At 52.0% G+C, this 22,820-nt stretch carries 22 protein-coding genes, 1 tRNA gene and 1 pseudogene; 7 read left to right on the top strand and 17 right to left on the bottom strand.

The genetic code is table 11. The annotated features are described in order from the left end of the window. Positions 1–12: 12 nt before the first annotated feature. Both N5923_RS16340 and N5923_RS16335 read right to left on the bottom strand, forming a co-directional pair. The gene (locus N5923_RS16340) at positions 13–1,497 is read right to left on the bottom strand and encodes a sugar ABC transporter ATP-binding protein (protein WP_267141924.1); all 1,485 of its coding nucleotides are present in this window, start codon (positions 1,495–1,497) and stop codon (positions 13–15) included. A gap of 32 nt (positions 1,498–1,529) precedes the next feature. Next, positions 1,530–2,453, bottom strand: a complete 924-nt coding sequence (locus tag N5923_RS16335; RefSeq protein ID WP_267141923.1) for a sugar ABC transporter substrate-binding protein — start codon at positions 2,451–2,453, stop codon at positions 1,530–1,532. A 507-nt stretch (positions 2,454–2,960) separates the two neighbouring features. Here N5923_RS16335 and N5923_RS16330 point away from each other — a divergent pair. Further along, positions 2,961–3,036 (top strand) — tRNA-Asn (locus N5923_RS16330). 133 nt (positions 3,037–3,169) lie between these two features. On the opposite strand, the gene N5923_RS16325 is transcribed toward N5923_RS16330, so the two are convergent. The 7 genes and pseudogenes from N5923_RS16325 to N5923_RS16295 all read right to left on the bottom strand — a co-directional run bounded on the left by N5923_RS16325 (position 3,170) and on the right by N5923_RS16295 (position 8,141). After that, positions 3,170–4,099: an Rpn family recombination-promoting nuclease/putative transposase gene (locus N5923_RS16325; RefSeq protein WP_267141922.1), complete on the bottom strand. Its 930-nt coding sequence runs from the start codon at positions 4,097–4,099 to the stop codon at positions 3,170–3,172. A gap of 168 nt (positions 4,100–4,267) precedes the next feature. After that, positions 4,268–4,528, bottom strand: coding sequence for a hypothetical protein (locus N5923_RS16320; RefSeq protein ID WP_456119819.1), 261 nt, complete (start codon positions 4,526–4,528; stop codon positions 4,268–4,270). A gap of 1,320 nt (positions 4,529–5,848) precedes the next feature. Further along, positions 5,849–6,172, bottom strand: a complete 324-nt coding sequence (locus N5923_RS16315) for a nucleotidyltransferase domain-containing protein (RefSeq protein WP_267141921.1) — start codon at positions 6,170–6,172, stop codon at positions 5,849–5,851. Next, positions 6,172–6,822, bottom strand: a complete 651-nt coding sequence (locus N5923_RS16310; protein ID WP_267141920.1) for a hypothetical protein — start codon at positions 6,820–6,822, stop codon at positions 6,172–6,174. Before N5923_RS16310 ends, N5923_RS16315 begins: the two co-directional genes overlap by 1 nt. A 5-nt stretch (positions 6,823–6,827) precedes the next feature. Then, positions 6,828–7,523 carry a hypothetical protein gene (locus N5923_RS16305; protein WP_267141919.1) on the bottom strand — a complete coding sequence of 232 codons (696 nt, stop codon included), beginning with the start codon at positions 7,521–7,523 and terminating at the stop codon, positions 6,828–6,830. A 95-nt stretch (positions 7,524–7,618) separates the two neighbouring features. Then, positions 7,619–7,744: pseudogene (locus tag N5923_RS16300) on the bottom strand (transposase); the annotation flags it as partial. Between the two features lie 46 nt (positions 7,745–7,790). Next, positions 7,791–8,141: a DUF1016 N-terminal domain-containing protein gene (locus N5923_RS16295; protein WP_267141918.1), complete on the bottom strand. Its 351-nt coding sequence runs from the start codon at positions 8,139–8,141 to the stop codon at positions 7,791–7,793. A 64-nt stretch (positions 8,142–8,205) separates the two neighbouring features. On the opposite strand from N5923_RS16295, the gene N5923_RS16290 reads away from it, so the two are divergent. Together N5923_RS16290 and N5923_RS16285 are read left to right on the top strand one after the other, a co-directional pair. Next, on the top strand, positions 8,206–8,394 hold the full coding sequence (locus N5923_RS16290; protein ID WP_267141917.1) for a YjfB family protein: 189 nt from the start codon (positions 8,206–8,208) through the stop codon (positions 8,392–8,394). Positions 8,395–8,637: 243 nt separating this feature from the next. Beyond that, on the top strand, positions 8,638–9,519 hold the full coding sequence (locus N5923_RS16285) for an alpha/beta fold hydrolase (protein ID WP_267141916.1): 882 nt from the start codon (positions 8,638–8,640) through the stop codon (positions 9,517–9,519). Positions 9,520–9,682: 163 nt separating this feature from the next. Here N5923_RS16285 and N5923_RS16280 read toward each other — a convergent pair whose 3' ends face one another. Beyond that, positions 9,683–11,212 (bottom strand): MFS transporter, encoded by a 1,530-nt coding sequence (locus tag N5923_RS16280; protein WP_267141915.1) that lies wholly within the window; start codon positions 11,210–11,212, stop codon positions 9,683–9,685. A 128-nt stretch (positions 11,213–11,340) separates the two neighbouring features. Here N5923_RS16280 and N5923_RS16275 point away from each other — a divergent pair, with 128 nt between their 5' ends. From N5923_RS16275 to N5923_RS16260, 4 genes are all read left to right on the top strand, one after another. Continuing rightward, positions 11,341–12,300: a LysR family transcriptional regulator gene (locus N5923_RS16275; protein WP_267141914.1), complete on the top strand. Its 960-nt coding sequence runs from the start codon at positions 11,341–11,343 to the stop codon at positions 12,298–12,300. A gap of 188 nt (positions 12,301–12,488) precedes the next feature. After that, on the top strand, positions 12,489–12,785 hold the full coding sequence (locus N5923_RS16270) for a hypothetical protein (protein WP_267141913.1): 297 nt from the start codon (positions 12,489–12,491) through the stop codon (positions 12,783–12,785). Between the two features lie 24 nt (positions 12,786–12,809). After that, positions 12,810–13,403, top strand: a complete 594-nt coding sequence (locus tag N5923_RS16265; protein WP_267141967.1) for a hypothetical protein — start codon at positions 12,810–12,812, stop codon at positions 13,401–13,403. Between the two features lie 102 nt (positions 13,404–13,505). Continuing rightward, the gene (locus N5923_RS16260) at positions 13,506–15,458 is read left to right on the top strand and encodes a TonB-dependent receptor domain-containing protein (RefSeq protein WP_267141912.1); all 1,953 of its coding nucleotides are present in this window, start codon (positions 13,506–13,508) and stop codon (positions 15,456–15,458) included. On the opposite strand, the gene N5923_RS16255 is transcribed toward N5923_RS16260, so the two are convergent. The 7 genes from N5923_RS16255 to N5923_RS16225 all read right to left on the bottom strand — a co-directional run bounded on the left by N5923_RS16255 (position 15,416) and on the right by N5923_RS16225 (position 22,814). Continuing rightward, positions 15,416–16,819 carry an ATP-binding protein gene (locus tag N5923_RS16255; RefSeq protein WP_267141911.1) on the bottom strand — a complete coding sequence of 468 codons (1,404 nt, stop codon included), beginning with the start codon at positions 16,817–16,819 and terminating at the stop codon, positions 15,416–15,418. The genes N5923_RS16260 and N5923_RS16255 overlap by 43 nt on opposite strands. After that, positions 16,816–17,550: a response regulator transcription factor gene (locus N5923_RS16250; RefSeq protein WP_267141910.1), complete on the bottom strand. Its 735-nt coding sequence runs from the start codon at positions 17,548–17,550 to the stop codon at positions 16,816–16,818. Before N5923_RS16250 ends, N5923_RS16255 begins: the two co-directional genes overlap by 4 nt. A gap of 99 nt (positions 17,551–17,649) precedes the next feature. Next, positions 17,650–18,435, bottom strand: coding sequence for an ATP-binding cassette domain-containing protein (locus N5923_RS16245; RefSeq protein ID WP_267141909.1), 786 nt, complete (start codon positions 18,433–18,435; stop codon positions 17,650–17,652). Further along, a complete protein-coding gene (locus tag N5923_RS16240; RefSeq protein WP_267145246.1) occupies positions 18,432–19,433 on the bottom strand; it encodes an ABC transporter ATP-binding protein in 1,002 nt (333 codons plus the stop codon). Before N5923_RS16240 ends, N5923_RS16245 begins: the two co-directional genes overlap by 4 nt. After that, on the bottom strand, positions 19,430–20,293 hold the full coding sequence (locus tag N5923_RS16235; RefSeq protein WP_267141907.1) for an ABC transporter permease: 864 nt from the start codon (positions 20,291–20,293) through the stop codon (positions 19,430–19,432). Before N5923_RS16235 ends, N5923_RS16240 begins: the two co-directional genes overlap by 4 nt. After that, complete coding sequence (locus N5923_RS16230) at positions 20,290–21,246, bottom strand: ABC transporter permease (protein WP_267141906.1); 957 nt, start codon at positions 21,244–21,246, stop codon at positions 20,290–20,292. The genes N5923_RS16235 and N5923_RS16230 overlap by 4 nt, the downstream gene beginning before the upstream one ends. Continuing rightward, entirely contained in the window at positions 21,246–22,814 is a 1,569-nt protein-coding gene (locus N5923_RS16225) for an ABC transporter substrate-binding protein (RefSeq protein WP_267141905.1), read from the bottom strand. The genes N5923_RS16230 and N5923_RS16225 overlap by 1 nt, the downstream gene beginning before the upstream one ends. Between the last annotated feature and the right edge of the window lie 6 nt (positions 22,815–22,820).

Below are 22,820 nucleotides of genomic sequence, written 5' to 3'. Positions count from 1 at the left end.
TTTCCTTACGCCTCACTCGGATGCCAGCGACATAATGGTTTCCTGATCGGCGTCTTCTTTATCGAGAATGCCGGTAATACGACCTTCATGCATCACCATTACCCGGTCGCTCATGCCAAGGATTTCCGGCAGTTCAGACGACACCATAATGATGGCGACACCGCGGTTCGCCAGTTCACTGATCAGACGATAGATTTCTGCTTTCGCGCCGACATCAATGCCGCGCGTTGGCTCGTCAAGAATCAGGATTTTCGGTTGCGCCAGCAGCCAGCGCGCAATCAACACTTTCTGCTGATTACCGCCGCTGAGGTTGTTGATAATTTGATCCATGGTGGGCGTTTTAATATTGAGCCGGCGGATCTGCTCCATGCAATCCTTCGCCATCTGCACATGGCTGACAAAGCCTGCCTTGCCGATATATTCCGGCATATTGACGATGCTCATATTTTCCATCACCGACAGCACCAGAAACAGGCCCGACTTTTTGCGATCCTCAGTCAGGAACGCCAGTCCTTTTTCAATCGCTACCGACGGCGAGTCAATACGGGTTGGCACGCCATCGATCAGCAACTCGCCACTGTCATACGACGCCATACCAAACAGACTTTCCATCACTTCACTGCGTCCGGCGCCGACCAGCCCGGCCACGCCAAGGATTTCGCCGCGTCGCACGCTGAAACTGATATCGTGAAACTTGTCCTTCAGCGTCAGGTTGCGCACCGTCAGCACGTCGCTGCCGATATCGTTATTAAATTTCGGGAACAGCTGGGTTAATTCGCGGCCGACCATCTGGGTAATCAGCGACTGGCGCGTATAACTGGCGGTCTGATCGCTCGCCACCCAGGCGCCATCACGGAACACGCTGACTTCATCGGTAATGGCAAAGATCTCATCCATTTTATGACTGATATAGATGATGGCTTTGCCCTGCGTCCGCAGGTCACGAATAATGGTAAACAGATGCGCCACTTCCCCTTCGGTCAGGGCGGAGGTTGGCTCATCCATAATCACAATGTCAGCATTCCACGACACCGCTTTGGCAATTTCCACCATCTGCTGGGCGGCAATACTTAGCTCGCCGACCATCTGGTGGGCTTTAAGACGAATGTTCAGTTTGCTAAGCAGTTCAGCGGTGATTTTATTGAGCCTGGCGTGGTCGACAAAACCGTACTTCATCGGTTCCCGGCCTAACCAGATATTCTCGGCTACCGTCATATGCGGCACCAGATTAAGCTCCTGGTGGATCATCGAGATGCCAGAACGCAGTGCGTCCATGGTGTCATCAAACTGCACCGGCTCGCCTTTAATGCGGATGATGCCGTCATCGGGACGGTAAATCCCGATGAGGCATTTCATTAAAGTCGATTTACCCGCGCCGTTCTCTCCCATCAGAGCATGAACCGTTCCTGGCTTAACCCGTAACGACACCTTATTCAGTGCTTTTACCCCAGGGAAAAACTTGCTGATGCCTTCGGCTTCAAGCGCATAAGCGGTCATACGTCACCTCCGTACAGCTGGGTCAGGAACGATTATTTAAGGTTCTTGCTGGTGAATTCGACGTAGTTATCCTTGGTGATCAGCTGATAAGGGATCATCACGTTTTTCTGCACTTTCTCGCCTTTTACCAGCTTGATCGCGGTCTGAACCGAACCTTCACCCTGTCCTTTCGCATCCTGGAAGACGGTGGCGACCATTTTGCCGTTCTTGATCATCTGTAATGCGTCTGGTGTGCCATCGACACCGGCAATCAGCACGTTATCGCTGTTTTTACCCAGCGCCTGTAACGCACCAATCGCCATTTCATCGTTGTTGGAGGCAATGGCGTTGATCTCATCACCGGCGGTCAGCCAGTTACTGACCACATCCACCGCATCATTACGCTGGAATTTGGCAGTCTGTTTCTGCACGATTTTGATATCAGGGAATTTCGCTGCTACCGCTTCCACACCTTTGGTACGGTCGCGGGTCGCTTCGTTCGCCAGGTCGCCCAGCAGAATCGCCACGTTGCCTTTACCGTTTAACGCTTTCGCCAGCGCTTCCATCTGCAAGCGACCAGCCAGTTCGGAATCGGAGCCTACGTAAGCCATTTTATCGGTTAGCGGTGCCTGTGGACGGCGGTTAACAAACACCAGCGGAATGCCCGCTTTGGTCGCCTGATCCATAATCGGTTTTACCGCATTGGTATCCACCGGGTTGACGATAATCGCGTCCACACCCTGACCAATAAAGTTCTGTACCTGCTGCAATTGTTGAGCAACGTCGCCTTTGGCGTCTTCAACCTGCCCTTTTACACCATCCTGCTGCATCTCTTTCTGAATCGCGGTGCGCACAATAGTCAGAAAGTTGTCATCAAATAGCGCCATGGATACACCGACCTGAATATCTTTGGCAAAGGCGGCTGTTGGCAACATGCAGGCTAACATCGACGTTACGATCGCTTTTTTGAAGTTCATGGGTAACCCTTATAATCGTTAACATGCGAAGGCTGGGCTGGACGACGAATGAAAAATATCTTTTACATTCACACAACGTCACCGACGACTTTATGAGTAGGTAGAGGTCAGACTCTATGATTCTGCTGCTAAAATTACCGCTTGCATCTTTTAATCAACTTATTGTTAATTAAAATATTTATTTCAAAACTTTGTTTCACTTTTTGCACAAAAGTGACCTGCGCAATTATTTTAGTTCGTTTGTTTCATAATTATCTAGTTTGAAACTTTCATAATAAAAGCACTGAAACACGCGTTTTAAAATCGACAAATAACAAAAATTTGACACACATCTAACATCTGCCCTGAAATCGCTTTAAAGTGGGATCCAGTCAGCAGATTAGATTTCAGCCATATCAGCCGGAAAAACAGCAATTCGCTGTTTTTGCCAGCAAACGCACTGAAAAGGTGAATTCCGCCTTTGACATTCACCAGCGGCATCGCTAATATTCGCCCCGTTCCAACGATTCCTCTGTAGTTCAGTCGGTAGAACGGCGGACTGTTAATCCGTATGTCACTGGTTCGAGTCCAGTCAGAGGAGCCATACATAGAAAAGCCCGCTCAGGGAAACCTGAGCGGGCTTTTTGCATTGTGCGCTTAGCAAATCGGTGGCAGAAGATAAGCAAGGGTACAGGCATACTGACGCAGCAAATAAAATACGACGTCAGCTAAACTGATTAATGACAGAAAAGCTCGACGTCGTCTTGAGTCAGACCGGTCATCGTCATCACTGTGTTGTGATCCATACCATTTGCCAGCATCTTACGGGCGATTTCCAGTTTGGTTTCCAGACGTTCGGCCTGACGACCTTTCTGCTCGCCCAGCAGCATTCCCTCCTTCCGGGCTTTATCCTGAAGTTTTTGCGCGATGGTCATCAGTATCTCCTCGTGTTGCGGTAAACTCTGCGCCAGGCTGCTGATTAACAGGCCAGGATTTTCCGTATCCCCGGCCATCAGCATATAGCTGAATAAAGCCTCTAGCTGCTCGGGTGTAGTGTAATCCAGCTGCAACAGCATGACCAGATGCGGCTCCAGTTCCGCTATATCCCGCTGGCGAATATGCTTCTGCACCAGCTCCAGCGCAGCAACACGCCGGTGCCGGATAATGTCATCGTCGCTGATCACAGTAACATCCACCAGTGGAAAATGGCCGCAGTAAAGCTGCCGCGCCGATTCCGCATCACTGAACGCATCCAGCCAGTTCATGGAGTGCGGGTAGGGGCTATCCCTGCCATGGTAAAACAGGACAGGAATCACCAGCGGCAATTCTTTTTTCTTCCTGTTGTTATCAAGATGCCGCTGCATCGCTGCCAGCGCATAACGCATCAGGCGGAAAGTCATCAGCCTGTCGGGCTTACTCTGATGCTCAATCAGACAGTAAATATAACCCTCACCGCTGTCAGTCTGTAGCGAGTAGAGGATGTCAGACTGAATCCCGCGTAACTCTCGCTCGATAAAGCTGCCAGACTCCAGCTTTAGTGTCTTCAGATCGCAACGTGCCAGCAGCGCTGGCGGCAGATGGATTTCCAGGAAATCCCTGGCAGTCTCAGTGCGGGTAAGGAACTGTTTGAAGACTGCATCGTGCGGTGTGGGTGTACTGGCATTCATTGCCGCTGTCCTGTCGTCCGTTTGACACACGCAGGACTGTAGCACAGCGGTCAGCGTGTTAAAATCATCACAGCTTATATTTTGAACACCCTATAATTAGATAACAGTGATTTTAAATCAGTCAATTGCAGAATAATGTTACGCTTCCCATTGCCTGACTTCCCGTGATTATCTTAGCGTAATACTATGATGTTTTATGCGTGTGTCTCCCGATAACATATCACTGCGCTGCGGATCGCATTCGACCAGAGCGACATAACCTTCATCGAACAGTTGTTGATATTCAGTGCAGATCCCCCAGCCTGTCGTCGTATGCTGCTCCATGCTAGCGCGAAGACGCCCGTCCAGCAGAATGCAGCCTGTGTCGAACGTAGTACCGCAAACCAGGCAAACACGTTGTTCCAGCGAAATGTGCGATTTATCGTTCATAAGATGACCCTCAGATTGCCAGGGCGGAATTGCCCGGCCCCCCGTCAACACAGCGCAGTGCAGACAGTCAAAGGTCAGCGACGGCCTTCAGGCCGCAAGAGTGCTAGCACGCGCAGCCCTTGACTGCGAGAACGCTGTGGTACGATCAGGGGGACAGCAAGACCGCCACACCCACATAGTACACGGGGGTTGGCAAGCGAAGCGCGCAGGCCTGATAAGGCCGGAGAGGTTGGGGTTAAAGGGCGGCATGTGGTACGCAAGAAGCATTATACCGCGCTAAAAAGGGGTTAACCTGGGCTATGCATATCGCTTAGTTGAAGTCCCCACACATCGGACACGCCTATAATGAATGATCCATAATGTCGGTCCGCTTTGTGCCAGACTTTTCTGAAACTATTGCGTGTCAAACAACTGGGCGCAGGTCAGCTATGCAGATTTTATTACGTTGTTTTTACGCTGAGTTTTTGACAAAATGGCTCGCCATTCATTTATTTTATTTAAGAAATGAAGCAGAACGGGAAAGTTTCCGCTTATACTTATAACGTTCCAAAAGCAATACTGCGAGGTTATTTCAGGCACAGTATTCAATCAAGTATAACGGAAGAAATAAAATATTAATACTAATAGATACGAACATATTTTATAATAATTGGAAGATGTCTAGCGCTATGTTTCAAGTTCTATCTAACTTTATTAATAACACAGCAGAAAATCAACTCATCATACCTTTCGTAGTATTCAAGGAAACCAAAAAAACAATGAGGAACTTGAAAAGTTGCAAAAAGTAATAATCCAATTAAAAGGGAGAATAAAGAAACTATCAGAAAATTAGTTTCTCACCGATGATTTAAATGATGAAATCAAAAAATTCAGCTTTCAAAATGAATTGTTAAAAATGTTCCCCAACACACATATTATATCATCATCATACATTGATAATGATCTGTTATTAAAAAAGAAATTTTTCCCAAGCGGCCATTTAGAGACCATGAAAAAGGCTATAGAGATGCGTTAATCTGGAATGGGCTGAACAATATTTACACAAGAGTAAAATGGAAGATATGATTGCTTTTATTACAAATAACTCACATAACTTTATGTCTCCAGACAAACAAAAAAAGAGTTCCATTCTGATTTAAAAAAAGACCTGGCCAATCTTGGTTTACACAATGAATTTTTACTCTATAATTCATTAAATGAATTTATAACTGAGCATGTAGATCAAGAACTACATAGTTTTTCACATAGAAACATTCAGGAAATAGAAGAGATATCGGTAATTCTCAACCTTTCAAGGTCCAGTGTAAGATCAAGTCGCGACTAATACAATTTATCATATACAAAATCAACCTCAACGCTTTTATCAACAACAAGCAGAGAAGCCCCAACGGATTTAATAAAATTCAACTCATACTCTTCAGTACGAGTCATTGAGATAACATGAACTGGAATAAACAAACCCAGATCTCGCAGCTTTCCCTTTAATAATAAACCGTCGACACTATCACCCATCACAAGTATGTCAATGTCATTTGCGCTGCCAAAATTCTTTAATGCTGATCCAAACACATATATATCAACCACATAGAAACTATGACATATAATAACATCACAGATCGATTTAATCGTATTTTTAAAATCCACTACCGTGAAATTCTTCGCAATAAATCACTTAACTTGTAAAGTTCCACCCCAATACTTTCAGCGGCTTCTTTTGCCGGAGTCGTCAACCGCCCATTAGGATTGGAAGAAAAAACAATATCACAATTGCCATGCAGCCCTATAGCATCTCTTACAGAACCCGCTGTCATATCATAATCATTCACAGCAACAATAACCAAATCCGCCATCCCACGTCTTTTAAGTCTATATTTTTTGTTGGTCTCTCGCTCTACAGAGCTTACATGTGAATGTTGTTTGAACACTCGATTAATAAACAAATGTTCTTTGTCAATATGTTCATGTGGATTGTTAGAACTTAAAGAAGATGCAATATGCCCAAATGAATCCACTCCTATTTTTTTTTGCTCAAGCAATTTCATTGCATCCCCAGAGATAAATTCAACACCCCCCTTGACTGATAGCAAATAAATTTCCTTATTCTCTAGATATTCATTTAGCTCGGGGCATGTTATCCGGCCAGTGTTGATTGCTCCAATTGAATAGGTTTCCCCCCCAGTAGTAATAACCACTAAAGTCCCATTATCTGCTACCTCAATATTTTCAACACCTTTGCTTTCTTGTAATTTTCCGACCATCCATGAAATATAGCCTTCACTTGCATTTATGCTCATTGAATTCATCCTATAAATAGTTCTGATGCAGCCTCTGGAAACCTACTACCATTAGCATCGGTTAAACCCAAATGCTTTGATTCAAAGTCATCTATATGAACGCAAAGCTTTGAAAAAACATTCTTTTCATCTTCACTCATGAGATGATAGTTTTGTTCAACTAGTCGCTGTATTTTTCTATTGTTGGGTAAGATGTGAGATTGTATTTTCCTTAACCACACTTCTGCATTTGGATTTTCGGGGTCAACGCTATTCTCTTGGGTTGGCCCATATGTTACAAAAATCGTATTGTTTTCTCTGAAGTATTTTTCTAACTCCTGTCTAACAGATTCTCTGTTCTCGTATGTTTTAACGCCAAAAGTTGCATTAATCTTATCGATATGGTCTTTTTTCCAAGAGCGGATCATTTCATCAGTAAAATGTTCTTCTGCCTTGTCAATTTTCGTATGGCAATTAGCGCATACAAGAATGATGTTATCAAATTGGCCTCGCTGCTCATCAGTTAGATCAGTATTGGTTCTTGGACCATTATCAATGGCGCTGAAAATGTGAGCAAGTTCTCCAATTGTTATGTTTTTGTCACCAGCATCAACAAACAAAGGTTGCAAGCATTGTGGATTTTGGCAAAAACCGCCTGAACTTGCAAAAAGCCGTCTAATTGTATTTGCGTTTGGAGAAGCTTTTCCCCTACTACAAGCCATGAACTAACCTTAAAAGTATAGAAATTAGGATGTTAATTTATTCTTGAACAAACCTATAATCAAGCTTGCTAGTTGGGTTGAGCGCGCTCGTATCCCCGCCACGTGTAAAAATTGGCGTCGGATATACCCAGCTTGCGGCAGACTTCCGGCACTGACGTACCCAGCTCAGCCTGCTTCAGGGCAAAGACAATCTGCTCTTCGGTGAATCGTGATTTTTTCATCGGCACCACCTCCGTTCAGGGGAGTATGCATCATGCCGAAATTCTGTTACGAAATTGAGCAGGATTTCGGGTCAGGGTCAGATTCGCGCACCAGGTCAGACTGCACCAGAGGCAGGCTGATATCGAAGTTGGTCACTGTGGTGCCGCTACGCTGTAACAAGCGACTTTCAATTTGCATTACCAGTACATTGCGCGACCAGTTATGTTCAATAGCCCTGGCGGCATACCAACGGCGATCCTCCTGGTGGGTCAGCTTGTCCAGCAAGGCCAGTTGGTGATACCAGGGCAATTGTGCAAGCACCGCTTGCACAAATTCTGTATCCGGCCAGGCTTCAGCAAACGCACGCATGTATTTGAGGTTTACTTCTGAAGTTTTTGCTGCCAATGCCGATAACACTGCAAGGCTTTGTCACAAAGCCGTTATCAGTCACTTTTTTGGTTGTATCAAACAGGAGAGCAAAATGGATGTCTCGCAAATTGCATCACTGGCTACCAGCCTTGATAGCCTGGATTTGAACAGTAAGGTAAGCACCCTCGTACTGAAGAAGACCCTGGATAACCAGCAGTCTGCGGCAAACGGTATTCTCGAATCGATCCAACAGTTACCTGCTAACCCGGCAATTGGCAGGAATATCAATACTACCGCCTGAATCGCAGTTTAAAAGAAGGTGGCGCGCTGATTGACTCACCGATGTAATAGCCTGCTTCCTTCTGCGGGGAGCGCGATGCTCCCCCCGGTTTTCGACCATGACCCTATATATCAATCCTCAGACGGCCCGGAAATCTGGCAGTGGCAGTTGAATAGCACTTCGCGCCATGTCACCGACAAAAATCTATCTAAGCTTCGCTCTGAAACGCGTTACCCCTATTTCACTACCTTCAGGAGCAGAGCGATGAAATTTAAACCCTTTCTTGCATGGCTGTTATCCTTCTCACTGCTTTCCGGCGCGGTTTTACCCCTCACCGCCCTCGCCACCGAACAGAACGTCAGCTGGGGCCAGCGCTGGCAGCATCTGCCGCCAACCCCTGCGCCGGTCAGCGGCCTGAAAACCGGCTATGCCAAAGTGAACGGCATAGATCTGTTTTACGGCGTCATCGGCAAGGGTTCGCCGGTGATCTTTATTCACGGCGGGCTGGCGAACGCCGATTACTGGGGCAAGCAGGTGCCGGTGATCGCCCGCAACCACCAGGTAATCGTACTGGACAGCCGCGGCCACGGACGCAGTACGCGCAACAGCCAGCCTTATGGCTACGATCTGATGACCGACGATGTGGTGGCGTTAATGGATCACCTGCATCTGCAGAAGGCGGATATTGTTGGCTGGAGTGACGGCGGGATTATCGGTATCGATCTGGCACTGCGCCATGCAGAGCGCATCAATAAGGTATTTGCCTTCGCGCCCAATACCACTACCGCGGGCGTACGCGCCGACGTCGCCGAGAATCCGCTATTTGCCGCTTATATCAGCCGCGCGGGTAAGGAGTATCAGCGGCTCTCTAAAACCCCGGATCAGTACGACAGTTTTGTTGAGCAGATTGGGCATATGTGGGAGACACAGCCCAACTGGAGCGATGCGCAGCTGAAAAGCATCCGTACGCCGATTCTGGTTGCCGACGGCGATCATGATGAAGGGATCCTGCGTCCGCATCTGGAGCATATCGCCGCCACTATCCCGCAAGCCGGGCTGCTGATTATCCCCAACACCAGCCATTTTGCCTTTATCCAGGCGCCAGATGAGTTTAACGATGCGCTGGTTAATTTCCTCGATCGGTAAACACGTCGCCCGCATTAGTTTGCGGGCGTTTTATACTGATATGCCAGGCAGTACGCAGACAGTGAAACTGGCCTGCACTGTAATCTGTTCAGAACGCGACAGCCCGCCGTCAAAATGCTTCACGCCAGGAGCATGCTGATCAGATAAAATCCGTGTCTCCCTGTTATTTTCCCGCCGCGTGCTCTGTCGATACTCGCGCCGCTCCGCGAAGCGCCATAAAAATCACCAAAGACGTGGCTAAAGTCACGACTGCCAGAATGATAAGCAGGCTACTGAAGGCGCTGTTATAACTGTGCGCCAGTGTGTTATGGGCTGACAGGGCAAATAATGACTGCACCGAGGACAGGTCTCCGGCAACGAAACGTTGCGCTGTATCACCTGCCAGCCCGGACGAAACGGGAAAATCCGTACTGATCCTGGAAGCAATCAGGGCGGACAAGAGCGCACTTACAACAGCCAGCGCCACACCTTCGCCAGCAACCCGGGTGGTGTTGAAGATACCCGTCGCCATTCCGGCGTTTTCGCGGGGAACAACGCTTACAGCCAGTCCGTCCATTAATCCCCATGGCAGGCTGATGCCGGTACCAATGACAAGAAGCGGAGCAATTAGCGTTATGCTCGCCGCGCCACCGGGCCAGCAACTCAGCCACAAAAGCCCGCCTGCTGACACGACAAATCCCGTACCACAGAGTGTTGCTGCTGAGAACCAGCGAGTCAGTAAACCAGCAATAAGTGGCAGGAACAAAAGGGGACCGCACAGCGCTACCATAATCCACCCTGCCTGCAAGGCCGTCATACCGTCGATCCCGACAAAACGAACCGGTAACAGAATCAGAAGAACGACAAACGCATAGGCCGGTGCGGCTGCGAGCAGCTGGACAGCGACAAAACGGGGTTCCCGGAAAAGAGAAAGATTCAGCATCGGTCGTTGTGCCCGTAATTCGATAGCGGAAAAGAGTATGAACAGCGCAATACTGAGCGTGAGACAGAAGAGAGTGCCTGTATCTCCCCATCCTTTTTCCGGCGCGACAAGAATAGCCTGGGTAAAAAGCGCCAGTGCCGCGGTGAAACAGAGGCCTCCTTTCCAGTCAATACCTGCGGCTTGTGGATCCCGCGACTCACGAACAAATACCGATCCCATAGCGTAAGCAAAGGCTGCAAGTACCGCGACAAGGACAAAAATCGATCTCCAGCCAAAAGCCGCTATCAGAAGGCCCGAACTGATTGGTCCAAACGCAAGTCCGACGCCGAAACTGGTACCCACCAGACTGAAGGCCCGCATACTGCCAGCGCCCTGAAATTCCTGGGCCAGCGCAGCCATAATGCCAGCAAAAGCCGCAGCGGCAGCGACGCCCTGCCCGGCTCGTAGCAGATCGATAATAAAGATGTTCGGTGCAACACTGAGCGCGAGAGAAAACGCGAAAAGCAGCCCGGCGCCCACAAGAAAAACTCGTCGACGCCCCAGTGCGTCCGCAAGCGATCCGGCAGTTAAAAGGCAACTACCAAACGCCAGCATAAAGGCGTTGGTCACCCATCCCAATTCGACAGCAGTGCCTTCCAGCGTTTGGCCTATAGTGGGCAGCGCTACAGCAGGTCCGGTAAATGCGAGCGGATTGGCGACGGCGACGATACATGCCGCCATCAGCACAAAACCCCTTCGATTAGCCCCTGAGGCAAAATGTGATGCGTTCAAAGTTGCTCCTTCCGGTAAAAACAGGGATAACCTGATGTTGTATCCCACTATGATTCAATAAAAAGATACATGTAATATTGGCGAATAGGTTTCTCCTTACTGAAGACGAAAAGGAAACGGAGTGGTGCATGCGAAGAACAAACATAAGCGATATCATCGCGTTCACGACGACGGTTGAAACCAGCAGCTTTGCGGGTGCAGCGCGCGCACTCGGCCTGTCGCGCTCTGCAGTGGCTAAAGCGGTCGGACGGATCGAAACCCGTCTTGGGGTGCGTCTGTTTAATCGAACAACCCGCTCGCTCAGCGTGACTGAGGAGGGCCGGCGCTTTTATGAGCAGTGCACTGTCATACTGGATGATTTGGCGTCCGCGGAAAACAACATTGCTGGCCGCGATGCGAGGCCAAAAGGCCTGTTACGTATTACGGCGCCAGGCGCCTACGGCCAGTTGCACGTCATGCCCGTTGTTCGTGATTTTCTTACGATGTGGCCGGAAGTGGCCATTGAGCTGAATCTGACCGATCAGACAGTCGATATTGTTGAGGAAGGTTTCGATCTGGCGATCCGTATTGGTGAGACTTCAGACCTGCACCCTGATGTCGTCACCCGGGTGATCGCGCGCTATCGCACGATGTTTTGTGCTGCGCCGGAATATTTAGAAAAATATGGCACGCCGCAAACGCTTGAGTCTTTGCGAAGCCATCTTTGCTTACCTTATATAAACACCCGGACATCTGTTGCACGGGAGCATGTATGGCGCGTTCTTACTTCTGAAGGGACGTGGCAAACGATCCCGGGACGAATTGCCTTTATGGCAAATCGAGGTGAAGCCGTGCTGGATGCAGCCCTGTCCGGTATGGGCATTGCCTGGCTTCCGTCCTTTTTGTCCGAACAACACGTAGCAGAAGGACGGCTGGTGCCTGTTCTTTCCGATTATAAAAGCGCGGAATTGCCTGTGATGGCTTTGTATCCGACAAAGAGATACTTACCCGCCAGGGTCAGAGTGTTTATTGATACTCTCGTGGCAGCAATACGTCTGCAACAAGAAAGCGATGCCAGCCATAAAAACAGCCCGCTCAGAAAATCCTGAGCGGGCTGTTTTGCTTTTCATCCCTGCCTCAACCACTTTGCGAGCCTCCTCGACGTTTTAAACTTTCCTGCTGTGCGCCACCCTCAACGCATAGCCTCCCCTGCTCTGCCGCCGTTAAAATCCTCCGCAATAAATCGCTGCTGGCATATTGCATGTACGCAACAGTTCGTACAAAATAGGGAGGCGTTATGGGATTCAGGGATGTAAAACGGGAAGCGATACGCTGTCTGCTTGAGGGTGCTTACCATCATGAAATCCGTGTCGATATCGCGGTAAAAAATGTGTTTTCCACCGGTCTGATTGATCAGGCCGGGGTTATTGAGCTAATCAGGAAAACCAGCGGAGACGAATACCTCTGCACGCCACACCATCAGGATGCTGACATTGATGTCCATATCCTCAGGCCGTGGAAGGCGGGTTGCCGCTGGTATGTGAAGTTCTATTTTATCCAGCCAAATCTGATCTTTATTAGTGTTCACCTCTGACTAACAAAGGAGTGTTCCGTGAGAATGGTAAAAGAAGGCGATAAACTGACCGTTATCTGTCATCAGTGCGGGAGATCAACAGCCACCCATCGGCTACGCGATGTCAACTTCAGCGATGGCAGCGGCATGGTAAAAAATATTCTTGCCGGCGTCTGTGATCGGTGTGACGACGTGGTCAGCATACCGGCTCAATGCACGCCACAAATTAAGGCCGCGTTTGAACAGCGAAAACTGCCGCTGGAAGTCAGGGTGCCAGCGCACTATCTCGATATTCTGCATGTAGCGACGCAAAAGATAGATGCATCGCTAAATGAGGATTTCAATAAAGCCCTTATTCTTTACTACCTTCATGCCCTGACCACCGGTCACTACCAGCAGGCGCAGCTGAACGCATTGTTAAGCAGCGACTTTGCGCAGGCCAAATCATCAAAACGTATTTCGATGAAAGTCAGTCCGCGGCAGCTGGAAGAGTTAAATGCGATTATGCAGCAGCAAAGCATGAAGAAAAATTCCGATGTGGTAAAAGCGGTGATCCTGAAGATTCATGAAGACATTATTCAGGAGAAAAATCTGGCCGTACTGCCGGAACTGCGCGGAGTTGCCGCCGCATTTGGCTGATACTTTCCGCCAGATGTCCCGCTGTCTTACTTTGTCCAATGTTTGCAGATGCGGATGCGTATGATTCGTGTTTAACATGAATTCTGTGAGAGACGTTCTATCATGCATCCCCATTTTCACCGTCAGCCTCTGGCCATTATTATCCAACTGGCGCTGCTGCTGCCTGCCAGCGCCTGGGCCGATGAAGCAAGTTCTGCCAGCGATCAACCCGCAATGGTGGTAACCGCGGCCGGTTACGAACAGAGCCAGGAAGAAGCTCCGGCTTCGATCACCGTGATTGACGGTGAACAGTTGCGTAAACGCTCTTTCCAGAACCTGGGCGATGCGGTGCGCGATGTCGAGGGGGTAGTGGTTAATGGCGGCGCCAATGAAACCGATATCTCTATTCGCGGCATGCCAGCCGATTACACCCTGCTGTTGGTAGATGGCAAACGTCAGAGCGGGCGCGATTCGCGCGTCAACGGCAATAGCGGTTATGAGCAGAGTTTTGTGCCGCCCGCGGCGGCCATTGAGCGTATCGAAGTGATTCGCGGGCCGATGTCATCTCTGTATGGCTCTGACGCCATCGGCGGCGTTATCAATGTGATTACCCGCAAAGTCTCACGCAAATGGGGAGGTTCACTCTCTTATGATTACTCTGCGCGCCAGCACAGCGATCAGGGCAATGCGGGGCAGACCCAATTCTATCTGAATGGCCCGTTGGTGTCGGACGTGCTGGGATTACAGGTATGGGGACGCTATCTGGATCGCCAGGCTGATGATAATGTCGAAACCACCAATGGTTTCACCAAAGCACAGCATAAAGATATCACCGCGCGCCTGGCGATTACGCCGACCCCTGACCAGGATATTCTGCTGGAAGGCGGCGTCACCCGCCTGAAAAACGGCGACGGCGTCAGCGCCAACTGGGCAACCCGCGAGCAGAAAAATAACCGCGACCACTGGTCGGTATCACATGAAGGACGCTGGGACTGGGCCACCACCAGCCTGAGTCTGTCACAGGAAAAAACCAGTCGTGAAGGGCTGGCCAGCGAAACCCAGACCGACGTGCTGGGCCGTAAACCGGAAATCAAAAATACCGTGTTTGACGCCAAACTGGTGGCGCCGACCGATTATCATGTGATCACCGGCGGGGTGCAGTGGAATCAGAGCGCCCTCACCGACTGGAACCAGGGGCTTAACGATCGGAAAAACTACAAATTCGATGTGGTGCAGAAAGCGATATTCGCGGAAGACGAATGGCGTCTTAGCGAGAGTTTTGCGTTAACTACCGGTCTGCGTCTCGATCACCATGAACAATACGGCAATCATATTAACCCGCGCATCTATGGCGTATGGCACCTGAGTGACGAGTGGACGCTGAAAGGCGGCGTCGCGCGTGGCTTTAAAGCCCCTGAACTGCGCGCCGTTATCGATGACTACGCGGTGCTGCGCCGTAACACTTACGTGATGTTTGGTAATTCGGATCTGAAACCAGAAACCAGCACCAACTATGAACTGTCGGCGTTGTGGAATAATCGCGACGATCTCTCCGCAGGCGCAACCGTATTCTATAACGACTTTAAAGATAAGCTGTCGACGGTGACCACCGACCAGCAGTGGAACGGTTATACCATTATGCAGCGCGTCAATATCGACAAAGCGGTGATTAAAGGGGTCGAGCTGAACGGACGCTGGCAGATTCTGCCTGCGCTGTCGCTGAAGGGTAACTTCACTTATACCGATTCTGAGCAGAAAAGCGGCGCCAATGCTGGCGCACCTCTGGCGTTAACCCCAAAACGTAAAGCCAGCCTGCGCAGCGAATGGGATATCAGCGAAAATCTGCAAAGCTGGGCGGCGGTCAACTACTACGGTAAAGAGTTTGGCACCACGGTGAATAATACCCCGGCGCCGGACTACACTACCGCGGATATCGGCGCATCTTACCAGCTGACCCCGGCAGTGACGCTGAATGGTGCGATTTACAACCTCAATGACAAGCGCCTTGACGACGAAACATACGGCACCGTCAATTACGGTCGTACCTTCTGGTTTGGCAGCACCATCACCTTCTGACCCTCAGGCAGAATCACTATCGCGCACAACCCGGCTGGCGGGCGATTCTCAAGAATCAGCTCGCCACCGTGGGCATGCACAGTGGCACGGGCGATCGACAGCCCCAGTCCCAGTCCGCCGCCAGCGCCCGTATCCTCACGCACCTTCATATGTGACAGCTGCACAAAAGGCTCGAAAGCCTGCGCCAGAGAAGCTGGCGCGATGCCCGGACCATGATCCAGCACTTCAATACGTACGCCGCCCGCCTGCTGATGCAGGCTTAGCGTCGCGTCGCCGGCATACATCAGCGCATTATCGATCAGATTGGTCAGCGCACGTTTCAGTGACAGAGGACGGCAACGAATCTCAGTCGCCTCTCCGCCCTGCCACGTTACCGGCTGCCCGAGGGTGCGATAACGGCGGGCAAGATCGTCCAGCAGGCGGCTAACCGACAGGCTGCTGGTCTGTTCCTGCAAGGCATCGCCGCGCACAAATTTCAGCGTTTCACTGACCATTGAGCTTAGCTCCTGCAAACTTTCCAGCATATCGTCGCGATCCGGCCCTTCCGCCATTAACTCGACGGTCAGGCGCAGTTCGGTAATCGGCGTATTAAGATCGTGGCTGACGGCGGCAAGCATGCGGGTGCGGCCTTCAACATGGCGCGCCAGACGCTCCTGCATCAGATTAAATGCCTGCGTCAGTTCACGCGCTTCCTGTGGTCCGCGCAGCGGCAGCGGCTTGATCCACTCGCCACGGCTGACGCGCTCCGTCGCCTCAGCCAGCGTCTTAACCGGATGCACCACCCGTCGGATAAAGAACATCACCATCAGCAACACCGGCACACTGGTTACCGGCAGCGCATAAGCCAGCAGGCGACGCCATTCATAAGCCTGCATCGGATGCTGCACGCCATTCAGATAGCGACCATCCGGTAATTCGACACTGGTACGCAGACGCAACGGCTGCCAGCCAGCGGCGCGGAACAGGTGCTCACGCGCCACGCCACCATCGGTACGTTCAAGTTGCATCATAATATTGTCGGTGGCGGGCAGCAGTGAGGCTAAATCGGCCGCCAGCCGCTGCTCTTCGCTGCGCATCGGGAAAGCGGGAACGTCGGGGCGCGCGGCAATCCAGAATCGGGCATCGCGGGTATTTATCGCCTGCAATAATGGTTCAGTATCAGCCGGGGCCAGCCGCTGCGCGGCCTGGTAAGCAATACTCAGACGTTCCAGCGCATGCGCGCGCGATACCGGATGGATCAGCGCGCCGGTAAGCTGGATAGCAACAATGGCGATAATATTGGTCAGCAGCAGCGCCAGAACCAGTAACAACACCAGCTGGTTGGCCATCCGTTTTGGCAGCCGTTTTTGCAGCCACGTCATGCCTGTAATTCACTGACATCGGCCGCCAGCCGGTAGCCACTGCCCCAGACGGTAATCAGCACCTCGCTGTCACGCAGAAAATGCGCCAGCTTGCTGCGCAGACGACTAACCTGACGATCGATCGCCCGATCGAAAATATCATTGCCTGGCGACACGCAGAGATCGATTAAGCGATCGCGGCTTAATACCCTATTCGGATGCTGCAAAAATGCCGCCAGCAGCCTCCCTTCCATAGTGCTTAAGGCGATACCAGCCCCATCCTCACCGCTCAGCAGTCCGCTGGCAGGCAGAAAATGCAGACCGGCAAAACGGTACGCCAGCAATCCGCCGCATCGTTCAGCCTGCGCGTCAGCCGCAACTGTGCCGCTGCGCCGCAGCACACTGTTAATCCGTGATACCAGCTCGCGCGGCTCAAAAGGTTTAACCACATAGTCATCCGCACCGAGATCCAGTCCGCGCACGCGGTCGTCGGTAGCATCGCGCGCCGTCAGCAGGATAACCGGGATATTGTTACGCCGTTGCAGCTGCTGACACAGCACCATGCCATCGCCGTCGGGCAGCATGACATCGAGAATAACCATCTCAAAACTAAGCTGTTTTAACAGCAGCCACATCGCAGCAGCATTTTCGGCGGTGCGTACATCAAACCCCTGGCGGCGCAGGTAAACGGCCAGAGGCTCACGGATTTTACGGTGGTCATCGACGACCAGTACACGTGGAGTTGTTACCATGCCAGCTTCTCTTTGCTTTAAATCCCTGTCAGACACTGGCCCCTGCCAGATGCGCAGATAATATAAAGCATTAGAGAATGATTTTCATTTCCATTACCGCTACGCCCCGCGCGGATAAGCGGGCGGAATCGCACTGAGCAGATAACGCGTCCACTGATGCTGCGGCTGCGTAAACAACTGCGCGGTTGCGCCCTGTTCGACGATTTTGCCGCGATACATCACACCAACCCGGTCGGCAATATGGTGTACAACGCTTAAATCATGCGAAATAAACAGGTAAGCCAGCCCGCGTTCACGCTGTAACGACATCAGCAAATTCAGGATCTGCGACTGAATCGAAACATCCAGCGCCGAAACCGGTTCATCGCAAATAATCAGTTTCGGTTCAGGCACCAGCGCCCGCGCAATACCGATGCGCTGCAACTGACCGCCGGAAAACTCGCGCGGATAGCGGCCTGCATCGGCGGCCTGCAGGCCGACGCTTAACAGCATTTTTTCCACCTGCGCCTTACGCCATGACTTATCGTTAACACCGTGGATAATCAGCGGCTCTTCGATGCTGTAACCCACACGGCGCTTCGGGTCGAGCGCAGAGAGCGGATCCTGAAACACCATCTGGATATCTTTGCGCACCGCGCGCCACTCGTTGCTACTGAGTTCCAGCAAAGAGCGGCCATTAAAACGAACCTCGCCCGCGCTGGCCGCCGTCAGCCCCAGCAGGCAACGGCCGGTGGTGCTTTTGCCGCTGCCGGACTCCCCCACCAGCGCATAAGTTTCGCCGGGCATAATGTCAAAACTGACATCATCCACCGCCGTAAAACGTCCCGCACCCCTGGCGGAATACGTTTTACTCAGATTACGTACAGTTAGCAGAGGAGCTGTCATTGCGCTTCTCCTGGTAATTCCGCCAGCCAGCAGCGCACCGCATGGCCGGATACTGGCAGTGAACGCAGTAGTGGCGACTGCTGATGGCAGCGCGCTTCCGCCTGCGGACAGCGCGGCGCAAAGCTGCACCCGCCAGGCGGTGCGTGCAGGTCGGGAACTGTGCCGGATATTTCGCGCAACCGTGATTTTGGCTCGCCCTGCAGTCCGGGGCGCGCGGCCATCAACGCCTGGGTATAGGGATGCAGCGGGCGATTAAACAGCGATATCACATCCGCCTGCTCGACCACCTCACCGTAATACATCACCAGTACCCGCTGACACAGTTGCGCCACCACCGACAGATCATGAGTAATCAGTAAAATGCCCATCCCGTTTTGCTGGTTGATGGTTTGCAACAAGCTGAGGATCTGCGCCTGAATAGTCACATCCAGCGCGGTGGTCGGTTCATCGGCAATCAGCAGCGCAGGTTGTGAGGCAATCGCTATCGCGATCATCACCCGCTGACGCATCCCGCCGGAGATCTCATGTGGATAAGCCGCCGCACAGCGTGGCGCATCATCAATCCCCACCTCTGTCAGCAGCGCTAAAATACGTGACCGTCTGGCATTACGCTTTAGCGAGGTATGCAGCTTCAGGCTTTCATCAATCTGATCGCCGACGGTAAAGACCGGATTCAGGCTGGAGAGCGGATCCTGAAAAATCATTGCCATTTCACTGCCGCATCGCTGCCGCTGCTGGCGCGGGGAGAGTTGATCGAGCCGCACACCGTCGAGCGTCAGTTCGCCGCTAACGGCACTGGTCTGTGATGGCAGCAATCCCATCAGCGCCTGCACCGTGACACTTTTACCGCAGCCGGATTCACCGATAATCCCGACAATTTCATGGCGATTAACGCTAAACGAGAGATCGCGTACCGGTGAAACCACGCCCTGCCCGGTGGCGAATTTCACCTGCAGATGTTCCACCGTCAGCAGCGGAGAGTTTGCTGGCGTTGTCATCGCGAGGGAGTTCCTTTTTTTAGCTGACGCAGTATCGAACGCGGCAGCGGTTTAAGTCCGGGTTGCGAACTGTCGCGCAGCGCATCGCCAATAATATTTAACGCCAGAATCAGTAACACAATTGCCATCCCGGGAAAGAAGGTCATCCACCAGGCGGTAAAGATCACTTTCTTGCCCTCCAGCAGCAGATTACCGAGGCTGGGCGTTGGCGCGGGTACGCCGGAGCCGAGAAAACTGAGCGCGGCTTCGGTAAGAATCGCCACCGAAAACACCCAGCTTACCTGCACGATAAACGGCGAAATCACATTCGGCAGCAGATGAAGCCAGATAATGCGCGCCGATGTCGCGCCCTGCGCACGCAGTGCTTCAACATAGTTTTTCTCTTTAATCACCAGCGCAGCGCCACGGATCACACGGGCAATTGAAGGAACGTAAACCAGCGACAGCGCCAGCACCACATTGGCGATATTCGGCCCGAGGATACCCACAATCGCAATCGCCAGCAGCAACGACGGAATGGCAAACAGACCATCGCAGACGCGCATCAGCAACAAATCCAGCAGCCGATACCAGGCGCAAAGCAGGCCGATAATCATGCCGGTAATCCCGGCAATCAGCGCCACCGCCGCGCCGACCGACAGCGAAACTCTGACGCCCATCACCACGCGTACAAACAGATCGCGACCAAAATTATCGGTGCCAAACCAGTGCACGGCATCGGGCGCTTTCAGGCGCTCTGACGGGTTGATGGCATACGCATCAAACGGACTGAGCCAGGAACCCGATAATGACAATATCACCAGCAGCACTAATACCGCGCTCCAGATAACCAGCGGCTGCTGCCCTGCAAGTCTCTTCATGCCGATTTCCCTGTCACCGAAATGCGCGGATCGGCGAGATAACTCAGCAGATCGACCAGCAAATTAATCAGCACATAGCTGAAGGTAATCAGCAGTACCGTCCCCTGAATCACGGTGAAATCTCGCCGTTCAATCGAGTCCACAATCAGCGAACCGACACCGGGGATCCCGAACACACTTTCAATCACAATGGTGCCGGTCACCAGTGAGGCGAACGACTCGCCGCAGATGGTCAGAATCGGGATCAGCGCATTTTTCAGCGTATGGCGCAACAGCACCCGGCGCTCCGGCACTCCTTTCGCCCGAGCGGTTTTGATAAAGTTTTCCTGCAGCACATCAAGCATTACCGCGCGCGTCATGCGGGCAATCAATGCCGCAATACGGAAACCCAGCGCCAGCGCCGGTAAGGTCAGATACCACAGATTGGCCAGCAGGCTGCCGCCGCTGGAACGATATCCCACCACCGGAAACCAGCGCAGCTGCACGGCAAAAAAGAAGATCAGAAACAGCCCCAGCAGAAAGCCCGGCACCGACATGCCCAGCGTTGCCAGCCAGCGCACCACCCGGTCAGTAAACCGTCCATGCTGCCAGGCGCTGAGAATGCCACCACCCAGCCCCAGCACCAGCGCAATCAGCTGGGCATAGATCGCCAGCGCCAGCGTGGGTTGCAGATGCTGGAAAAACAGCGAGACCACACTGGCGTTCATAAACAGCGAATGGCCTAAATCGCCGCGCAGCACCGCGCCGGACCAGGCGATAAACTGCACCAGCAGAGGTTTATCCAGCCCCATCTGCTGGCGCAGGGCGGCGATATCCGCGGGGCTGGCATCATTGCCGAGCATCACCAGCACCGGATCGCCCGGCGCCAGATGCACCAGGCAAAACACCACCACGGAAATAACCAGCAGCACCGGTAACAGCGCCAGGATGCGGTGACAGCTATACCACAGCATCAGGGGGCGCTAACGCTGATATTCCACAGCACCGGACCGATCAGATCCTGATAGCCGTGGATATTACGCTTGATGGCGATCGGTTCCGGGGTGGTGTGCCCCAGCACGATCACCGGTAAATAGCGCCAGCTCAGTTGGTTGAGTTGATCCACCAGCGGCTTCGCCTCTTTCAGCGACGGCGCCTGCTTAATCGCATCCAGCACGCCATCAATCTCCGGGCTGTTGCTCAGCCCCGGGAAACGCGCACGCGAATCGAGGAACGGATACTGATGCAATACCTGACGCATGGAGAACTCCAGCGCGCAGAGATCGAAGTTATTTGGATCCTGACGACGTTGCAGCACCGTTGGCCAGTCATACACATCCAGCCGCGATTTAACCCCGATTTGCTTTAACACCTGCTGGGCGACAATCGCCAGGTTATACAGTTCGGCATACTCTTTAGTAGCGATAATCACCACTTCTTCACCGTTATAGCCGGACTCTTTGACCAGTTTCCGCGCCTCATCGAGCTTATGCTGATTCCAGAATGGCCGACCAGCTTCGCTATACCAGTCCACCTGCTGCGGAAAGCCCAGCGAAGGATCTTCTTTAAAGAAACGCGGATCGCTGTAGCCCGCCAGCAACACCTGATGAACATCCAGCGCCAGATTAAACGCCTGCCGCAGTTTCACACTGGCGAAAGGGCCACGGTTTTTATTAAACAGAAAGGTAATCAGCGAGCCGCCGCTGTCTGGCTGATAAAGCTGCACCTCGGGCGCGCCCTGCAGGGTATCGATATTGTCCTTTGGCAGGTTAAAGACGATGTCATATTCGCCAGTCATCGCCCCCGCCAGCCGCGTCGACTCATCGGTGATATAACGGAACCAGATATCTTTTACATCGGCTTTTTTCTGCCCGGACAGACCGCTGGCAGGCTCGCTACGGGAAACATAGTTGTCATAGCGGGTCAGGTGCAGATATTCACCCTGTTTAAACTCCGCCAGTTTATAAGGGCCGGTGCCAATCAGCTGGCTCACCGGTTTTTTACTGCTGTTAGCCTCGTCGATAATGCTTTTCGGCATAATCGCCGCAATATTCTTCACATCCGCCAGAATATTCAGAGTAATCAGCGACGGCGTTTGCAGCGTCAGCTGCACCTGCTGCGTATCCACTTTGCTGAACTGCGCCCCGGCAAGGTTCGCTTTGCCCTGCGTCGACACCGCCAGCCAGCGATTCATCGACGCCACCACGTCGTCAGCGGTTAACAGCTGTCCATTATGAAAATGAATGCCGTCGCGCAGCGTGAAGGTGTAGGTTTTGCGATCGTCGCTCAGCGTGTAGCTTTTTACCAGTTCCGCTACCGGTTCAAACTTTTCATTGATGGTGAACAGCTCTTCAAAAATATTGCGGTCAACGTCAGAGGTGGCGTTATTGGTGGTCAGGTAGGGATCGAGCGTGCCAGGACGGTTGCCATAAGCAATGCTCAGGCTGGCGTTACGATCCACGGTGGCGGCCAGTGCGGCATCCCAGGGTAAACTCGCTGCCAGCAGCAGCGCGGCGGCGGAAAAATTAAACAACTTGTTCACGGCAAA

This window comes from Winslowiella arboricola, from assembly GCF_025527015.1.
Taxonomy (GTDB): domain Bacteria; phylum Pseudomonadota; class Gammaproteobacteria; order Enterobacterales; family Enterobacteriaceae; genus Erwinia; species Erwinia arboricola.
The sequence above is the reverse complement of the archived record's forward strand: the minus strand, read 5'-3'. Positions and strand labels throughout refer to the sequence as shown.